This is a genomic window from Legionella busanensis, from assembly GCF_900461525.1.
Taxonomy (GTDB): Bacteria; Pseudomonadota; Gammaproteobacteria; order Legionellales; family Legionellaceae; genus Legionella_C; species Legionella_C busanensis.
In genome coordinates, this window is sequence record NZ_UGOD01000001.1 from 2482632 (window position 1) to 2500284 (window position 17653).

The following is a 17653-nucleotide window of genomic DNA, read 5'->3' on the forward strand; positions in this document are numbered from 1 at the left end:
TTTATTTATACTAAAGCTCAATTAATTGCTTTTGTGTACTTTTAGTTAAAAGAGAGATTTTAATAAAATGAACCTAAGTTTATCCGTTTGATTTGAAATTATTATCTGGAACTTCTTCCTTCCCATCTACATGTTCATCCTGACTTGAAAATAGTAAATTTCCATTACAAGAATTTGCTCTGATTATAGATAATTTACGCATATCATCTTCCAAAGCATCCCAAGCTTCTGATTGGGTTGAGCGAATTGTATTCACCCTAGGAGAGGAAGGATTATATGGTGTTATAACTGCGCGATATGCTTTAGCAAATTTTATCGCAGCATTAACAACCGGTTGAAGGCTACTATAAGCATTTACTGTTACTTCAGAATCTTTAAAAATACTATGGATACTGTTATCTAGTAAAAAATTAGGGAAAATTGCTTTAGAAGGAAAGGTTAAATTAATGTCCCCATCGTAAATTACTGATTGAACATCTGGATAAGCCTGTTTTATGTCATCTAATATACTTTTAACAAATTTATCTAATTCTAGTAAATAAGTCTGTAATCCTACTGAAGAAGGGTAGTCTTCTTCTTTAAAATTAATATGGATAGTATTAGCATACTCAAAGTCTTTTACTTTAATTTCAGCTAACTTAGAATCAAAATCTGCTAAATTTGCTTTCTTAGCTGATACAACCTGAAGTTTTGCTTGACCAAGCAACTTTTTTTCATCAAGTTTAAGGTCGCTAAAGGCTTTTCCATGCGTTATAAGTATGCCCAATTTTTTTTCAGCTTTATTATAATAAGTTGCAACGATAATTTTCATAGTTAACTCTATCAATAAATATGATTAAATTATAACCATTATTTATTAATAAATTATTAACAAGTATTTGATTCAATAAAAAAAGCTTTAAAAATTAGAAGCTAACAATTTTAGACAAAAATTAAGGGACTCTTTTCTATCTCTAATTTTTTCCCTGCGACTTTACTTTCCAATTTGGGCGTTGCTCGATAAAAATTACATCTAGACGAACTCACAGCATTATTTTTTAAATGTGTTAAATCGTTATCTTCTTCTGGGTTCTCTATAGTTACATCAATATCCCATCTTGTATCAAGGATCCAATTTTGCTTAGAGATATAGGTTTTCAACGGCTTACCAGGTTTTAAATTTAATAGTCCTGTTGCTTTGTCAGCTTGGTATCTATCTATTATTTCTTGGAGTTCTAGGTCTGACAGATTAGAATCGTTCACTAATTGTATTATTGGCTTATATTGATTAGATAATGTTCCTTTTGTATTAAAATATATTGGTAAACTATTTAAATAAATAGTTGAACTAACTTTTAAGTCTTCATAAGAAATATTCCCTTTACATTCGCCAGTAACACCATAAACTTTGGGGTCTTTGATTTCTGTAATATTTAATTCTCTTAAAAAATTAGATAGTATTATTTTAATACCAGTATCATATAAAACACGGTGATTACTACAACCTCGTTCAAAAGCTCGAATAACAATAATATGAATATCTTTTTGATGCATTTTGGCTTCTAACTCAAGAAAAGCATGCGTAAAACTTTCTAGTTCATTAAATTGCAAGAAATGATCCGACTCACTTGAAAGTGCTTTTAAAAGCTGTCCTCTTTTGTTAATAAAAAGAAAAGAGTAACCATGTAACTTTGCTCTTAATTTATTTACAAAAATTGGGCTATTTGATAAAGACAAGGCTTCAATTTTTTTTTGCATAAGTAAAAATGAATGAATTATGAATAGCTTGATTTTACGCGCTGTATTTTTTATTGCAACATAGCCATAATAATTGGCTCTATTGCAATAAAATTTCCACTTTTTGAAAGTAGTATTTTAAAGTTAATTATTAGTTTTTTGGGCTGCGTTGCAAATACTATAACCAAAGGAACAAATACTCTACTTAATGTCAATTTTGAATGGATACTTTCTTTCTTATCATTATTGCACTATAAAATAGATGCTTAGGAAGCTTTTTAAATATTAATTTAAATTAATTATAATCTCCAAGGAAGAGAACAATGAAAATAAAGATAGCAATGCTTTCCACAATAGTTTTAGGATGTTCAACCGTTTTTGCAGATTCGACTCAACCAAAAGTTAGTATTCAACAAGCCCTATCAGCAGCCGAGAAAGCCGGCTATACCGATATTCGAAAAATTGAATATGAGCATGGTCGATGGGAAGTTAAAGGAAAAAATGCTCAAGGTAATAAATTTGAAGTAAAAATTGATGCAACGACTGGTGCTCTTACTAAAGAGGAAGATTAAATAAGATTACTCTAAATTAATCTGCTCGCATCAAATCTATTGATGCGAGACATCACTCAGCCGGGGCCTCAACAAACGAACGTTTTTTGAGGCCCTTTCAGAACCATTCATTACAATTTATTTTCAAAAATAACGGTTTGATTACGTCCTAAATGTTTCGCGTCATAAAGTGCTCGATCTGCTTGATCAATCATTTTTTTCATATCACTATCTTCATTCATTTGAGTAATCCCTGCACTAAAGGTAACAAAAACATTATTAGTATTATTAAAGGAGTTCTGTGAAAACTGCTGCCTTAATTCATCGATTAACTTTTTACTCTGTTTGACATTGGTTCGAGGTAATACAATAGCAAATTCTTCACCACCATATCTGCCAACAATATCTTGACTGCGTGAACGAAGCGTTAATAACGTGGCCAACCTTTTTATAACAACATCACCAAAAGGATGGCCATAGGTATCATTGACTTTCTTGAAGTGATCGATATCAATCATAATTAAAGATAATGAAGCTCCAATCTGTTTTGAATAATCAAGTTCAAGTTCTAGGCGCTTTAAAAAGCTTGAATGATTTAGGAGTCCTGTTAAGCTATTAGTAGACATATAATAATTTAAAACACCAGCACGCTGTGAGCGAGTTCTTACAGCTGAAATGAGATGAGCAGGCGTGATAGGCCTTGTAAGAAAATCATCGCTACCAACACATAAAGTATTTAACTGCTTGCGTTTATCATGTTTTGTAGATAGAAAAATGATTGGTATTTTATTATATTTATTTTCTTGACGTAATACTGATTCCAGCTCCAATCCTGTACATTCAGGCATATAAATGTCCATAAAAATTAAATCTGGTCGGAAACTTTCAAGGTAAGTAAAAATATCCATAGGGTCTGTAATAGATTGAGCGACCATGCCTGCTTGTTTCAAAATTAAAGAATAATATTCTCCAAGTGATTCAGAATCATCAACAATCAAAATTCGAAACGGAATATCGGTTGCAAAGTAACATTTTTGGTTAATCATTTGTATTAAATAAAACATATCCACCGGTTTTTGAAAAAGGCACCGCATGTTAGTCATTTGCAAATAAAATATCGTAATAATCGTTTGGAATCAGACCATGGTAAGCTTAAACGACTTATCAATCCCGTTTTAGGATTTCACTCTATGAAAACTGCTTATGCAACGATTAAAGGTTTTGAAGTCATGCGAATGTTTCGTAAAGGACAATTTAATAGGTGGATGTATGTATCTGACAATGAAAGCTCCTTTATCAACCAATGATTTTATATCTATAGCTGAACTACGCCCTAAACTCATATTTTTAACATCAATATATTTTTTGCAACACCGCCCTTAAGGGCTCGCTAGAAATAAGCATAGCTAAACAACTAAGCGCTGCTTCTCGTACATTATTTTCATTATCCAGTAGTTTCAACTGCGCTTGTTGAAGTAATGGATTGATCTCACTGGGTGGCAAGTTGGGGATAAGCACGCCTAAACTTTTTAGCGCTATCTGTCTTACATTCCTGTCATTATTTGCCAATTTTAATTGAACAGATTGAAACAATCTACTCACTTTACTGGGTGACAAATGGGGAACAAGTAAGGTTAAACCCTTGAGCGCCGCTTCCCGTATTTTCTCCTTATAATCTGCCAGTTTTAACTGAACGGCTTGAAGCAGCCTATCAAAATTGGTATTTGCGTTAAGATAAGGAATCAAGATAGTTAATAATTTAAACGCCTGATAAATTTCCTCATTATGTTGGCTCTTTAATTTAGACTCAATCTCATCCAAAGCGGCATCCATTAACACAAATTCTTGACCCTTTAATTTACCTAGTAGTTGTATTACCGCTAACTTATTTGTTAATTCAAATAAAGGATTTTTTATAAGCCGCAACAAAGTGTTTATGAGGCGATGATGATGGGACTTTGAGAAAATTATAATGGTTAGTGTCAAATGTGTTTGCGAATTCAATAAATTCATGACTAATCGTTGTTGATAATTAACCGCCGCTTTCTCTTGCTTATCTAGTAAGGCAATCGTCGCTAGAAAAGACTGTTGTTTATCTAACATGCCGCACTTTAAATATAACTCTTGAGCGGGCAGCTTTGAATAAATTAAAAGCAATGCATTAGTCGGTAGGGTTGAAAAAAAAGTTAAGGGGGGAAAGCATGATGCTCTTTAAATGACAAAAAAGTGTATTCTAGTAATTTTGAGACTTTTTAAAACAATTATTCTTTTTTTTTGCATTTATGAAAAATCTTTTTAAAACGACTATTTAAAAACCAATTATTATCTGACTATTAAAATAACCTAATCGAAAATATATGTTGCCGCCTAATAAAGAATTATTATTTCTTAACTTTGTATTGTTTAGGTGTATTATATCCTTTGCTTTATTGAAAGCTAACATTGGAATTGTTTTTAAGGATTAATTAATAATGAAGAAAATTGTTTTATCTTTACTCGCATTAAGTAGTGGCGTTGCTATTGCTGGTACCATGGGTCCTGTTTGTGTACCTGGAAATGTTACTGTACCTTGTGAATCTGTAGGGTTTGACGTAGGTATTCACGCTCTGTATCTAAGACCTGCTTTTAATGGCAACCAGTATGCTGATAATTTCTTAGGTTATAATACAAACGGAACATTCTTAGACAAACATGATGACTGGTTATGGGGCTTTAAACTTGAGGGTTCTTACCATTTTGGTACAGGCTCTGATATTACAGCAAGCTGGTATCATTTAAGAGATGATATTGTAACTTCGGGTAATACCTATGATAGCTTAGTCACAGGCAGCACTTTATCATTTGCTTATAATAGAGATACCTATACTTGGGATGCAGTTAACGTTGAATTTGGACAACATGCAGACTTTGGTATGTTTAAAGATGTGCGTTTTCATGCAGGTATTCAATATGTAAATATAAAGCTTCAAGAATATGCCCCAGTCACTATTACTACTACCGATGGTGATGTAATTCCAAACTACAATGATACTACTCAAAAATTTAAAGGTGTAGGTCCTCGTGTTGGTATGGACTTGGCTTATAATTTTAATGATGCATTCAATATTTATGGCAGACTTGCGGGTGCTTTATTAATTGGAGATGTTGATTCACTGGATAAATCGGGTGGCACGCTTCCTTTCTTTAATTCTTCTTCTACAACTATTGTTCCAGAGTTTGATGTTAAATTAGGTGTTGCCTACACTTACAATATGCCAACGAGTAAACTTATTGTTGATGGTGGATATATGGCCACTAACTATTTTGAAGCCTTAACTCTAGTTTCAGGTGGAGTAACACCTTCCACTAGTTATGGGTTTCATGGACCTTATTTTGGTGTTAAATATATCGGTATGATGATTTAAAACTACAATTAATTCTTACATCAATAGACTAAGAGCTGCTCTCCACTTCCTTAAACTTTTTTGATGTAAGATTAATAAATATTCATGATTGTTATTTCCTAGCAAAAACTTAATACAGTAGGATTCATGCTAGGAAAATACAAGCTTTTATAGCAGCTATAGCGTATAATAAGAGGTAAGTAATTCGCTGTTTATACCAATCTAATCATTTTTTAAGTTCAAACGCATAGCATAGCAGCCAACGATAAATGCTGATGTGATCAATTGATAATCTTCGCTCTGCCATCATTTCTTCTAGAACACTATAGCTGAGGCCATATTTATAATACCAACGCACACATTACAGAATGACCTCGCCATAAAAATGACGCCATTTGAAATCGGATGAATTTTTTAAATTCATAGAAATAGCCAGCTAAATTCGCTTAGTAACATCCATCTTATTTTTGTAACGCTCCCAAAAAAAAGACAATTCAATAAGTTAATTGTTGAAACACTATCCGAAGTGTCCTTTATTAGTGAACAATTTAGTTTACATAGTTTAATTAACCAACTCATTGGAAATAAATACAAATGGAGCGCTCCTAGGGGCTCATATCCCCGACACCTTGATCCAAAGCCAAGTAAGTATAAAGATAAAACTATAGCTAATTTTAATTAGTTGCAAAAAAATAATTTTTGTAGCTATAAATTATTTACCTTTTCTTGTGGTTTTAAAGTTACACTCGTCTGCTAATAGCTCTTCTGCTTGTTTTCTTTTAGAGAACAATGAGGAGCTTGCCAAAAAAAAATGGTCCTTATTTAAGCTATGTTGATGAAAATTATGATTTATCGATTTAAGATGGTCTGCAATAAGGTTAGCAATCTCATTATGGCCCATTATTTTAGCAATATCATAAGGCTTCATTTTAACCTGTGTTGAAGATTGGTTTTTTAAAAACTCATGCATACGTTGACTAATTTCAGGACTTTGTTGTCTTTCTGACTCATCAGCTGCAAATTTTACCAAATCATCTATGGTTGATTCAAAAGAAATTTCAACATCACACCTTTTACTTGCTAGTAGTAATTTAACTACATCAACATGGCCCCTTTGCGCTGCAATAAAAGTCGGTGTAGTACCATCTTTCGTGGCTTTATTAATATCAGCTCTTCCTTTAATTAAGGCTGTCATAACCGAAGCATCACCTATTGCCGCAGCAATCATAGCAGCGGTTACACCATCTTTATCGGCTTGGTCAAAATCAGCACCCTTTTCGGCTAAAATAGTAATGAATGATAGGTGACGTAACCTTGCAGCGGCCATCAGAGGAGTTACGCCCTTTATATCGGGCTTATTTAAATTGGCGCCTTTTTCTGCTAAAAAAATAAAGGTCGAAATATAACCAAGTTCTACGGCCAAAGAAATAGGCGTTACCTCGCTTGCATCACCCTTATTTAAATCAACCCCTTTTTCAACTAAAATTGTAAACATTTGAATAAAATTATTTTCTACAGCAATATAAAGGGGGGTTTGACCTTTCGGCGTTGTTCTATTTAAAAAATCTATATCAACAACATCAACTAAAGTTGCCATAAACGCAGTATCATTTTGTTGAGCAGCTAATAAAGCCAATGTAATACCATCCTCACCTTGCCGCAGAGTGAATTCCTTTAATACCTCAGTACTTGGCCCTACAGGAATTAAGTTTTTTAATTCAAAATTAGTAATATTATTGGTAGTTAAGATAAAACTTGTATTAAAAGCAACATAGGGGGATGAATCCTTAGGATTAAGAGCCTTAATGATATTATCAACCAAATTATAATCTATAGCTGTCCTTGTCATCGTTGTTAAAGGCTGATTTATATCACGAAATAACCAACCTAAACTGGCTATATAACTTAATGAAATAGCATGATCATAGCTTGATAGTAAAAAACCAATGGGTTTATTCTTATCCTTTAAATTATTATTTATTAAATAAGCTAATTCATGAAGATAGTTGTAAAGTTCATCTCGTGCTAGAATTTTAGGCTGTAAATAGATTTCTTTTAAATGGCCTTGTGCCTCAATCATAGCAGAAGATGCTATGGGTGAAATAAGGGAAACATCATTTTGATTTAAATTTTGCTCAAATAAGGTAGTATATTTCTCAGGTGAATGAAATAGTTCTAAGCTATCAAAAAAAGCAAGTATGCCGAGTAAGGCGTTATCTTCATCAGAAAGACTTTGCCCTTTTTTAGATTGTGTTTGCTGTATTTTCGCCAACAGTAAGTCAGGTGGTAGGACTTGAATAAGAGCCATACGTAATTCAAAACGTCGAAGCTCTTGCTCGCCTAAAAAAGTTGCTTCTAACCAGCGCAACGAAAAACCATGACACAAGCCTGCCGATTCCTTATAACCTAATAAGTTATGTAAATTTAATAATGCCCTATGCAATGCCATAAGATGATATATGATTAATATTATTGTTTAATTTTAGCACATATAAATTAAAAAATTACTAATGAAAAGCTAACAAGGTTTTCCCTTTTCTACTTTTCTAAATAAAATATTGTTACATTGGAAATTAAAGCTGTTATGGGGTATATTTTTTTAAATTCTTTTATGGAGAACAGCAAAACATTATCTTATGCCTATATTAGACTATGCTTGTAATTTAACTTCTCATAATTTTGATAATATTTGCGACACAACTTTATTGATTTTTAACTGCTCTATAACTGTAACGTGAAAGGGGGAAAACTTTTTCTAAAGAAGCTTATAAAGAACAATTCAACTTGCGATGTTAGCATTATCAATATCCATTAGAATTCAATTTATAATTAAGTTATTAAAAAATGAAAGTATAAAATTGGGGCTACAGGTTGACCGTTTGCAAATAAAATATTGTAATAACCGCTTAGATTATGAGCGCGGCAAGCTTAATTGAATTATCAACCAATAATTTAGAGGCTTTCAGTCTATCAAGACAGCATTTGCAACGATTAAAGGATTGGAAGTCATGCGAATGGTTAGAAAATGGTAATTTGATAAGTGGGTGTATGGCACCTATACAGAGATTTCCTTTATCAATGAACAATTTGACCTATATAGCTACGTTTAATATCTACTTAAAATTTATGACTTTGTAAATTTAATCTTGTTTGCAGCAGAAATAATATTACTGATTATAATACAATTTATTTAATTGACTTAAATATGATTTTATTGTACTATAATTAAACAGTTATTTATAGGTTCTTTATTATGCTCTTAAATAAAGTCCAAAGAAATAAAGCATCAACTACTCATAAGAAAGAACAAAAAAATAAAGTTTGGGTTTATACTAATACTTGTACCGCTTATGAAGGGTCATTGAGTCATATTCCATTTCTAGAAGAAAAAATAAAATGCCAATTTTATAATGAGAAACATGAATTGATTACATTAGAGAAGATTGGTACTACTGCTCATAACAATCGAAAGACAAAGGGGTTACATTTTAAACCTATGGTCGCTAGTACAAAAAGCTATTCATTAGAAGCCCCTATCTATACTAATTTAAGCACACCTTCAATTACTGCTTTACCGGCGATTTTTGTTGATTCTTTTGAAAATGAAAACGCTACTAATAACTATGGCTATTCATCAAATTATTCTACTCAAACACAGAATAATTTAACTCAAGAAATATTGGATATTTCTGAAACAGAACCAGTTTTGGCTGGAAATTATTACGCTGATTCGTTTAGTATTCCGCAAGAGTCAAACAGCACTATGCTTACAGTAAGGACCCGTAGACGACAAAAATTAAACACTGATAATCCTTGTTTTGACAATATAAATTTAAATAATTTGGTTACATCTATTAACGCAGAAGATGATGGAAATTGTTATTCATTCAATGCTTTCAACCAAACAAATAGAATTAACAATCAGCGCCTAGAGACCGCTGGACAACAACTAGAACATAGCTTAGATGTTCACAGTAAAAATTTAAGTGAACTTCAAAAAACTCTAACTTCGCTTAATCCTAATTTAACTTCTGAAAAATTCCAACCCATGTCAATAGAGGAGAATTATTTTTTAAATGTAACTTATTTACCACCAGGCTATCTTAATTATTTTAACGAACCCATTGAAGAATCACCCTATCCTGAATATGACACCGTCTCATATAACTCTACTGAAGAGGTTACGTTAGATGAAGAAACATCCTGTGAAGAAGACGTTAATTTGGAGGCGTTAACCTCCTGGCCAGATGATCTTGTTTTACAAGATTCAACTGATGTTTCTTTTGCAGAAGGAAGCCCAATAGTAGATTACAATAGCAGGCCTAACATTGAGCTTGAGGAAAGTGCTCGACAGTATAAAAACGTGTCTAGTTCATCTTCATTTTCTCAAAGCTTTTTTAATTCGACACATAAAAGATCTTCCCCGGAAGAAGAGACTGATGATAACTATAAGCACGCCTACATGTCTAAAGTAGCAAAATAAGACCTTAGTTAGAGTCTCAAGAAAGGACCCTTTTTGAGACTCTTTAAATGCTTAAAATGCAAGTAGCTTTCACTAAAGTTATTTACGCTAAAATAGTTAACCCTTTATCAGCTACTAAATTTAATAGTTTTAAGGAGGTGCCTCTTGGATGTTTTTCTCCCTGTTCCCATTGGCGAACAGTTGATGGCGATGTGTTTAAATATTTAGCAAAAACAACTTGACTGACTTGCTCTTTTAGACGCAAGGTTTTAATTTCTTGTGCTGTAAAAGATTTAATAGGCGGCAAACATAATACATCAAATTCATGCATTGTAGTAGCATCTACGATGCCAGCATCATAAAGACCTTTAGCAGAGCCATGCACAACATCTAAAATTGATTTTCTCATTTTTCACCTACTCTAATTAGATTGCCAGAATCTAATGCATTTATAATTTCTATATCGGATAAAGAAAGATAAAGTTTGGCTAATTTTTTAAAGCCTTAAGTTCCTTATCAGTAATATTAGCTTTTTTGTTTTTTGCAAAACTATATATAAAAAAAGCTTTATTATTAAATCTAAAGGCAACTATAGTCCTCGCGCCTCCTCGTTTACCTTTATTATCTAGTGGAATTCTTTTTTTATAAACATTACCGCCCAGATTAGCATCAAATAAACCTTTATTCATTTGTGAGACTGCATCTATAAGCACCTGATCGGAAATTTTGTACTCTTGAGCCTATTCAGAAAAAGCATTTATTTTATATATTTCCAAATTTTTCTCTTTTAAATAATTATATCACCTAGTGTTATAATTACAAACAGTTATTAATGCTAAATGGATTTGGTTTAAAATAAAATATATAAAATTTTTAGAATGCAGCTCTTCTATAGATTCCAAAAAGAGAAAATGTAAGTCTCGAAAAAGGAACGTTTTTTGAGACTTTATTAAGTTACAATACCAGCGTACACATTGCAGGATTACTTCGCCATGAAAGTGATGTCATTTGAAATCGGATGGATTTTTAAAACTCATAGAAATAACTAGCTAAATTTGTTTAGTATACAACCACCTTATTTTTGCAACGTCATCCCCATGACTATAGGTAATGCCATTCTTTATTGTGGAATGATAGCTTAGTTTAAATCCGACCTTTCGCAATAAGTTTAATATGCTGCAAATTACTTGGCTAAATGCTTTTTATTAAAAACTTAATTAATTGTAATATAAGAAAGACTTTTTATGAAAAATGTAAAAATAAACTACATAAATCATATTATTAAAAACCCATTACTATGATTTAATGCAGTTAATTTTAATTAAAGAATAGTAATTAATGAAACATCTTAAACAATTTATTTCTCATTTTCATTCAAATAGCCATACAGGTTTTGTCACACTTAAATCATTCAGGAAGGTAGATTCTGCTACTAAAAATCTACATTATATACTACGAGATTATAATCTAAGAGCTTTTGATAGTAGACCTACAAATTGGGATATGCTTGAGGCATCGGAAATAGGTAGAATTAATGACCAGAAAAGATTTCTATCGTATTTAAAGCAAGTTGATAAAATTTTATTAACCCAAGTTTTAAATATAAAAAGTTCAAAAAATATTCTTCTAAACTCTGCAAAGTATGCATACTCAGAACCCCTGATTTTCCTATTACAATATGCTAGCTCTAAAACGTTATGTGAGGTTACAAGGCTTAAAAATAAAAATAATGATAATTTAGTTATCCTTTGTGCTAAACGCCGTGATAAGTCATTTATTTGTTTACTTGATAAAATTGATGATGTTGCTTTAAAAGAAGTTCTATTATTAAGAAATAAAGATGGCCATAATGCCTTAACACTTGCAGCAAAATATCAACCAGAGCAAAGCTTTATACATTTATTAGAAAAATTAGATAATTCATTTTTAAATCAGAAAATTAGTATAGATGATTTATGGGAATTTTTTATGCGTGCAGCGGAATATCAATCAGAAAAAGGTTTTAAGTATTTGTTAGAGAAAATAGATAATAACCTTTTAAATCAGGTCATGAATATTGATAATAACAGCACTCGTTGGAATATTTTAATGTGCGCAGCTCGCTACCAGTCAAGTGAAGCATTTCAAATGCTTATAGAAAAAATTGATAAGAGTTTTTTTAAGTCAAATATCATATATACTTTCAATAAAAATAATGAATCTGTATTATCGTTAACACTAAAACATCAAGATGAAAGCGCTCTCATTCTTTTATTATCTCGTTTAGATAGGCCTACCTTGGAAATAATAAAAAAATGCTATCATGAGCAGAAAATACAAGCTGCTTTAGAAAAATTAGCTTCAATTATCTCTGTCTTAGATAATCCTTACACTTTATTTTCAAGGAAACCTAATGATGTATCTAACGAGAACTGCAACAAAGCGAGATATAATTATATAGCATAAGCTTTTAACTGAATAAACTTGCACATCTTAAACGATAGACTGCCAACTAGTTTTTCTGGCCGTATTACAAATACTATTACCACGGTAGGGAATTATGGCTCTGTTGCAAAAACGATATTCGTTTATAATTTGATTTAACTTAATGAATAATAGAATGACAAAATGCGTTCGACTAAACCTCTAGCCTTTAAATGGCGTCACTTTCATGGCGAATTGATCTTGCAATGTGTACGCTGGTATTGTAAGTACGGCATTAGCTATCGCGATCTAGAGGAAATGATGTCAGAACGCGGTCTTGAACTAAATCATACAACAGCTTATCGTTGGGTTTAGCACTATGCGCCAGAGCTAAAGAAGCGCTAGACTGGTACAAAAGGCGATATTCTAATCGTTGGCACTTAGATGAAACCTACATCAAGGTAAAAGGAGAATTGAAATAAGTTTGAATTTTTTAAATGAATACACCAAAGATTAATCACTTTTCTTTTCTCATCAAATCTGTATTAATACCATTTTCATTGGTTAACTCATTACTATGCTTAAATCTCGAAAAACGACCCTTTTGATAACAAATTAGTATTTGTTGACTTAATCTTATAATGGTGAGCCAGCGTTATATATTGCGAATGTCAGGATAAAATCTCTAAGAAATAATTTTGTAATAAACAAGCACCTCGAAAAATGAAGATTTATTAGATTCCCTTAATTTTACTATTCATTAATACCTACAAATTTGAAATTAATAAATTAATTATCGATACTATCGGGCTGAAATAGCTAAAACGGAGGATGATCACAATAATGAGTTGAATTTTTTTTATCTACCCATTTGTAAATTGGAAAGGATTCTAAATCATTATTTACATAATAATTACCTGTTCATGACTCAAAGCCTTACCTTGAGCAGCTTGATACTATCAAATCAAGTTTAAACTATGACATTAGTGAAGCCATCACTGATCGCGCCCATGTGGTTCAGGGCATATCATTTCAACGCTCAAATCAATGGGTATCACCACTTATATTCCTTTATTTAATACCCGTAGTGGTACAGCGCAAAGAACCATAACACCTGGCTTTTACTACGATGCAAACAACGATACCTATCGTTGTCCAGCCAATCATAAGCTTAACCCTGGAAAAATATTAGATAATGATTATGTGCTTTACCATTCTAGGGTAAAGCATTGTCGAGATTGCTCAATTAAAACAAGTTGCCAGGCGTCTAAAAAGAAAAACCAAGACATTCGAGTAATCTCAAGTCATACTCATTTTCACTTATTGCAACAGGTTACATTAGATATGCAGACAGCCTTATTCAAACAGAAACTAGTAGAAAGGTTGGCGCAAATTGAAAGTTGATGAATGAGTTGAAAAACTACCATAGGCTTGCAAAAGCACATTTCCGTGGTATTCATAACGGGCAAATACAAGCTTATATGGCCGCTATTGCTATCAATATTAAACGGATAGTTTTTTTCATATGTCATTTCCATTTAATTACCTGCTAACCTTTTGCAACAGGCCGGGCCCTTTTTTGAGACGCTTTATTCTCACAATCCCTTATTCTAAATTTCCCCTATTCAGCTTGCCTTTTTACATTACTATTTTTATTAAAACCTATATTATAATCAAAGTATTAAATACCCATTAAAAATAACGTAATTGAGAAGAAGTCATGTTACGATTAATTGGCTATGCTTGCGTAAGCACCCTTAAGCAAAATTTAAATTTACAAGTCGATACCCTCTTAAAAGCGGGCTGTTAGAAAAATCTTATTTTTAAAGATAAAGTGTCAGGCTTAAAAACTGAGCGGCCTGGCTTAACCCAATGTTTAGAAATTTTAGAATCTGGAGATGTGTCGGTCGTTTGGCGACTTGATAGGTTAGGTCGCTTCATAGTGCATTAGAAACACTTATTGAAACCTTAAGAGAAAAAAGTAAGCTTTAAATCATTGTGTGACGGGGCAACTGATACTACGACTGCTTCTGGTAAATTGGTCTTTAATATTTTTTCCTCCATGGCTCAGTTCGAAAGACGACTCATTCAGGAGCGAACTCAGCAAAACTCTCTGCTGCGCAAGCGGTAAAAAGGGAGAATGGCTTAAAAGATATTTCAAAAATCCAGGCAGCGAAACGTATGCATCCAGATAAGGCTTTAGCAATTGAAGATATTTGCAAGGTACTTAATATTTCTAAGCCAACGTTGTATCGATATTTGACTTCATAATAAAAATTAATAATTTCATGGAAAAAATAAATTTAATATTGGCAAGTCAATATCAAAATTAAATGTCTTTCAGTTCTTCCTCATTATAACTATAACTTGGATTTAAATAGTTTTTCTTTTTTATTTATATGGTTGAATCTAATTTAATAACATTATTTGGAAAATTATTAGCCTCTTTTTTTAATAAGAGTAATTCGATTTCTTTTCTCACAGCAAAAAATTTTGATTTATGAATATCAAGATCTTTCTTGCTAAAAGATTCTTTTTCTCCTACAAACTCCATTTTTCCATGACGTATCAAATCGTCTAACTTTTTAAAGAGAAAAATATTTTTAGGTAAATTAATATAGGTAATTCCTGAAGTAACTTCTACTTCTAAAGGAGAATTATTAGAAGAAATTATATCTGGTCTAAAGTTACGTAAGTTTTTAACATAAGAGAGAAAATCATCACTATGTAGAATTGATGCTTTACCTTTAACCCCACGCCAAGGATCAATTATCCATCCATTCCATGTTTTATAATCAGAGCATAGACTATTAAAGTTACGATTAACTATCACAAAACAATGATCGAGAGATTTAAAACGGACGATTTCAATTCGTTTAATTAAATTATCATGCGCTTTAATTGTTTTACTCCATAAAAAATAAAACAAACAATGTGCCAGTATAATACAATTGCCAGATCTTTCACTTCTTGCCTGAATATTGTCTTGAACAAATTTAGAGTATCTTGGTTCTAAATTTTTAAATAAATTTTGCTTCTCCTTATCTTCAAAATAAATATTACTTAAAATATTGACTCTTCTTAATATTTGTTGCCAGTTTTTTTGATTTGGTAATTTTTTATAACTAGTCACAAGACCACTATTGTTATCAGGGGTATGGCTTACAGTTCTATTTAGCAGAAAAAATGGCCATGTTATTAAGTGCTTATCGGTAGGCCATAGTATTGAATTATCGCTACTATCAGTTGTTACATTAAAAGGAGTAAAAGGCTTAAGATTAGAAGAAAATTTAACATTGTTTAATGTATCTCTTAAACAATCTTTTATACGATAAGCTAAATTACCTGTTAATAATTTTTTTGTTTCTTTTGATTTATAATATTGAAATAATTCTTTTTTTGATCTCATATCATCAATTTGTTTTTTAATTTCTCATATTGTATAGTCTTTTTATTATTTTGGTAGTTGTCTACTGTATTAAACGACAACGAAAGATTATTAAATTTAGGGTAGCTCTTAACTTTATAAACCAACTTTTTTATTGGTATATATATTATAGAGCATCAATACTACAACTTAACATTTTAAAGGGTTCCTGTAATTATTTGAGGACCTCATTAATTACGGCAAGGGCTCGCAAGGAAATATCACTTTTATTTTTGCTAAGAGGACCTTTTTTAGCTAAAATATTATTTTTTCAGGAAGTTAGATTAAAGATCATGGCTAGAGAAGGTAAAACAAAAGTGTTAACAGATGCTGAGTTCAAACGACTTTTGGCAGTGGCTAAAGATAGTACATTTGCTATTCGCAATGTAGCGATGATTTATTGTTCGTTTAGCTTAGGACTCAGAGCAAAAGAAATTGCTTCTTTAACCATTACTGATGTTGCTGATAGCCACTACCGATTACTCGACGAAATTTGCCTTAAACGTTCTATGACCAAAGGTGAAAAGCAACGTTATACTTACTTGACTAATAAAAAATTGCGAGAAACGTTACAAGCTTATCTTAATCATTTAAGAGATAATAGCGTAGCTCGTCAAAAACCTTTCTTTCAAACGCAACGCCGAAGCCGTTTTACACCTAATACCTTACAAAGGTGGTTTCGAAAATTATATGATAAAGCAAGAATTTTGGGCGCAAGTTCTCACTCAGGTCGGCGAACCTTTATCACCAAGTTAATTGAGCAAGGGGTGATATTAAAGCGGTATCTCGATTAGCAGGCCACGCTTCGATTGTGACAACGTCTATTTACGTTGATGATAATCCAGATAGACTTAAACGGATTGTGGCCAATTTAGCCTTAATCTAGGAATATATTTTCGATAGTCATTTTTAATGCAGTTAACGAACAACAATCACAAATGCAGTCATAGTCTTATACTCTATAGAGACTACATATCTAAATATGAAGAGCAATTAACTCAGCAAGGTTTCCCATTAATTGAAACAGTCATTGACCAGATTAAAGTGATTCGTTAGATAGAACATATAACTACCGCAAACCTAATAACTTTGCTATGAATTTTTTTACTGGTCCGCGACCTATACCTTGAGACCTAAAACCTAAACAGAAATTTAACAAATTAATCTACTGCACTGATGTTCTTATACCGAGTTGAGATTAAATTATAAATAAATGTCGTTTTTATAGCAAAGCAAAAAGATCTTCGTCCAATTCATGTAAGAAGGTTTAAACAGCATTGTTACAAAATAAAGCTTTAGTGTTTATTAATGAATTTCTTAGCGAAGCTTGCTTATTCATATTTTAAATATCAGAAACTTTTAGGAAAAATACTATTACCTTTATTAATTAAATTGTATAAAAATATTTTTTAACCTTCATGCCAGTTCTACTGCTTCTTTAGTTCAGGAGCAATAGAGCTGAGCCCAGTGGTAAACGATAGCATAGTTATTTGAGTATTTTTATTCTAAATGCATACGACTTACCTTGCTATAAACGCTTGAATGTAGCGGAGATGACTTCTCATCGCACCTCTTGGCGCTTTAAATTAAAATAATAGAATACTAATTGTTTTAATAAGTCAGCTCAACTTTATAGTGCTTAGGACCATCGTAGCAAAAAAGATTAAGCGCTTTTCCCGCCCAGCTTACCAATAATGCCACTTTTTGCTCG

Annotated in this window: 15 protein-coding genes and 4 pseudogenes; 10 read left to right on the forward strand and 9 right to left on the reverse strand. The window is 31.9% G+C overall.

What is annotated here, in order from left to right:
• Positions 1-79 precede the first annotated feature (79 nt).
• Together DYH30_RS11045 and DYH30_RS11050 are read right to left on the reverse strand one after the other, a co-directional pair.
• Positions 80-811, reverse strand: coding sequence for a hypothetical protein (locus DYH30_RS11045; RefSeq protein ID WP_115331714.1), 732 nt, complete (start codon positions 809-811; stop codon positions 80-82).
• Positions 812-921: 110 nt separating this feature from the next.
• On the reverse strand, positions 922-1737 hold the full coding sequence (locus tag DYH30_RS11050; protein WP_115331715.1) for a hypothetical protein: 816 nt from the start codon (positions 1735-1737) through the stop codon (positions 922-924).
• Positions 1738-2039: 302 nt separating this feature from the next.
• On the opposite strand from DYH30_RS11050, the gene DYH30_RS11055 reads away from it, so the two are divergent.
• The gene (locus DYH30_RS11055) at positions 2040-2288 is read left to right on the forward strand and encodes a PepSY domain-containing protein (protein WP_115331716.1); all 249 of its coding nucleotides are present in this window, start codon (positions 2040-2042) and stop codon (positions 2286-2288) included.
• A gap of 110 nt (positions 2289-2398) precedes the next feature.
• Here the strand turns inward: DYH30_RS11055 and DYH30_RS11060 are convergent, their stop codons facing one another.
• Positions 2399-3361 carry a GGDEF domain-containing response regulator gene (locus DYH30_RS11060; RefSeq protein ID WP_160116201.1) on the reverse strand — a complete coding sequence of 321 codons (963 nt, stop codon included), beginning with the start codon at positions 3359-3361 and terminating at the stop codon, positions 2399-2401.
• Between the two features lie 6 nt (positions 3362-3367).
• On the opposite strand from DYH30_RS11060, the pseudogene DYH30_RS11065 reads away from it, so the two are divergent.
• Positions 3368-3574: pseudogene (locus tag DYH30_RS11065) on the forward strand (DDE-type integrase/transposase/recombinase); the annotation flags it as partial.
• A 46-nt stretch (positions 3575-3620) separates the two neighbouring features.
• Here the strand turns inward: DYH30_RS11065 and DYH30_RS11070 are convergent.
• Positions 3621-4370 (reverse strand): hypothetical protein, encoded by a 750-nt coding sequence (locus DYH30_RS11070; protein ID WP_115331718.1) that lies wholly within the window; start codon positions 4368-4370, stop codon positions 3621-3623.
• Between the two features lie 368 nt (positions 4371-4738).
• Here DYH30_RS11070 and DYH30_RS11075 point away from each other — a divergent pair, with 368 nt between their 5' ends.
• Positions 4739-5671: an Lpg1974 family pore-forming outer membrane protein gene (locus DYH30_RS11075; RefSeq protein WP_115331719.1), complete on the forward strand. Its 933-nt coding sequence runs from the start codon at positions 4739-4741 to the stop codon at positions 5669-5671.
• 208 nt (positions 5672-5879) lie between these two features.
• Here DYH30_RS11075 and DYH30_RS18705 read toward each other — a convergent pair.
• Positions 5880-6008 (reverse strand): annotated as a pseudogene (locus DYH30_RS18705) (IS6 family transposase); the annotation flags it as partial.
• 354 nt (positions 6009-6362) lie between these two features.
• Positions 6363-8099, reverse strand: coding sequence for an ankyrin repeat domain-containing protein (locus tag DYH30_RS11080; RefSeq protein WP_115331720.1), 1737 nt, complete (start codon positions 8097-8099; stop codon positions 6363-6365).
• 804 nt (positions 8100-8903) lie between these two features.
• On the opposite strand from DYH30_RS11080, the gene DYH30_RS11085 reads away from it, so the two are divergent.
• On the forward strand, positions 8904-10133 hold the full coding sequence (locus tag DYH30_RS11085) for a hypothetical protein (protein ID WP_115331721.1): 1230 nt from the start codon (positions 8904-8906) through the stop codon (positions 10131-10133).
• A gap of 82 nt (positions 10134-10215) precedes the next feature.
• On the opposite strand, the gene DYH30_RS11090 is transcribed toward DYH30_RS11085, so the two are convergent.
• A complete protein-coding gene (locus DYH30_RS11090) occupies positions 10216-10521 on the reverse strand; it encodes a helix-turn-helix domain-containing protein (RefSeq protein ID WP_115331722.1) in 306 nt (101 codons plus the stop codon).
• Positions 10522-10600: 79 nt separating this feature from the next.
• Positions 10601-10801 carry a type II toxin-antitoxin system RelE/ParE family toxin gene (locus DYH30_RS18325; RefSeq protein ID WP_242604787.1) on the reverse strand — a complete coding sequence of 67 codons (201 nt, stop codon included), beginning with the start codon at positions 10799-10801 and terminating at the stop codon, positions 10601-10603.
• A 649-nt stretch (positions 10802-11450) separates the two neighbouring features.
• Here DYH30_RS18325 and DYH30_RS11100 point away from each other — a divergent pair.
• The 5 genes and pseudogenes from DYH30_RS11100 (at position 11451) to DYH30_RS18335 (ending at position 14786) form a co-directional block, all read left to right on the forward strand.
• Positions 11451-12557, forward strand: a complete 1107-nt coding sequence (locus DYH30_RS11100) for an ankyrin repeat domain-containing protein (protein ID WP_115331723.1) — start codon at positions 11451-11453, stop codon at positions 12555-12557.
• Positions 12558-12719: 162 nt separating this feature from the next.
• Positions 12720-12988 (forward strand): annotated as a pseudogene (locus DYH30_RS11105) (IS6 family transposase); the annotation flags it as partial.
• A gap of 574 nt (positions 12989-13562) precedes the next feature.
• Positions 13563-13919, forward strand: coding sequence for a transposase (locus DYH30_RS11115; protein ID WP_115331724.1), 357 nt, complete (start codon positions 13563-13565; stop codon positions 13917-13919).
• A gap of 430 nt (positions 13920-14349) precedes the next feature.
• Positions 14350-14646, forward strand: a pseudogene (locus DYH30_RS18330) (recombinase family protein).
• 50 nt (positions 14647-14696) lie between these two features.
• Positions 14697-14786, forward strand: a complete 90-nt coding sequence (locus DYH30_RS18335) for a helix-turn-helix domain-containing protein (protein WP_242604788.1) — start codon at positions 14697-14699, stop codon at positions 14784-14786.
• 124 nt (positions 14787-14910) lie between these two features.
• Here DYH30_RS18335 and DYH30_RS11125 read toward each other — a convergent pair whose 3' ends face one another.
• The gene (locus tag DYH30_RS11125) at positions 14911-15924 is read right to left on the reverse strand and encodes a hypothetical protein (protein ID WP_115331725.1); all 1014 of its coding nucleotides are present in this window, start codon (positions 15922-15924) and stop codon (positions 14911-14913) included.
• A gap of 311 nt (positions 15925-16235) precedes the next feature.
• Between DYH30_RS11125 and DYH30_RS11130 the strand changes: the two genes are divergently transcribed.
• Positions 16236-16736, forward strand: a complete 501-nt coding sequence (locus tag DYH30_RS11130) for a tyrosine-type recombinase/integrase (protein ID WP_242604789.1) — start codon at positions 16236-16238, stop codon at positions 16734-16736.
• Positions 16737-17653 lie beyond the last annotated feature (917 nt).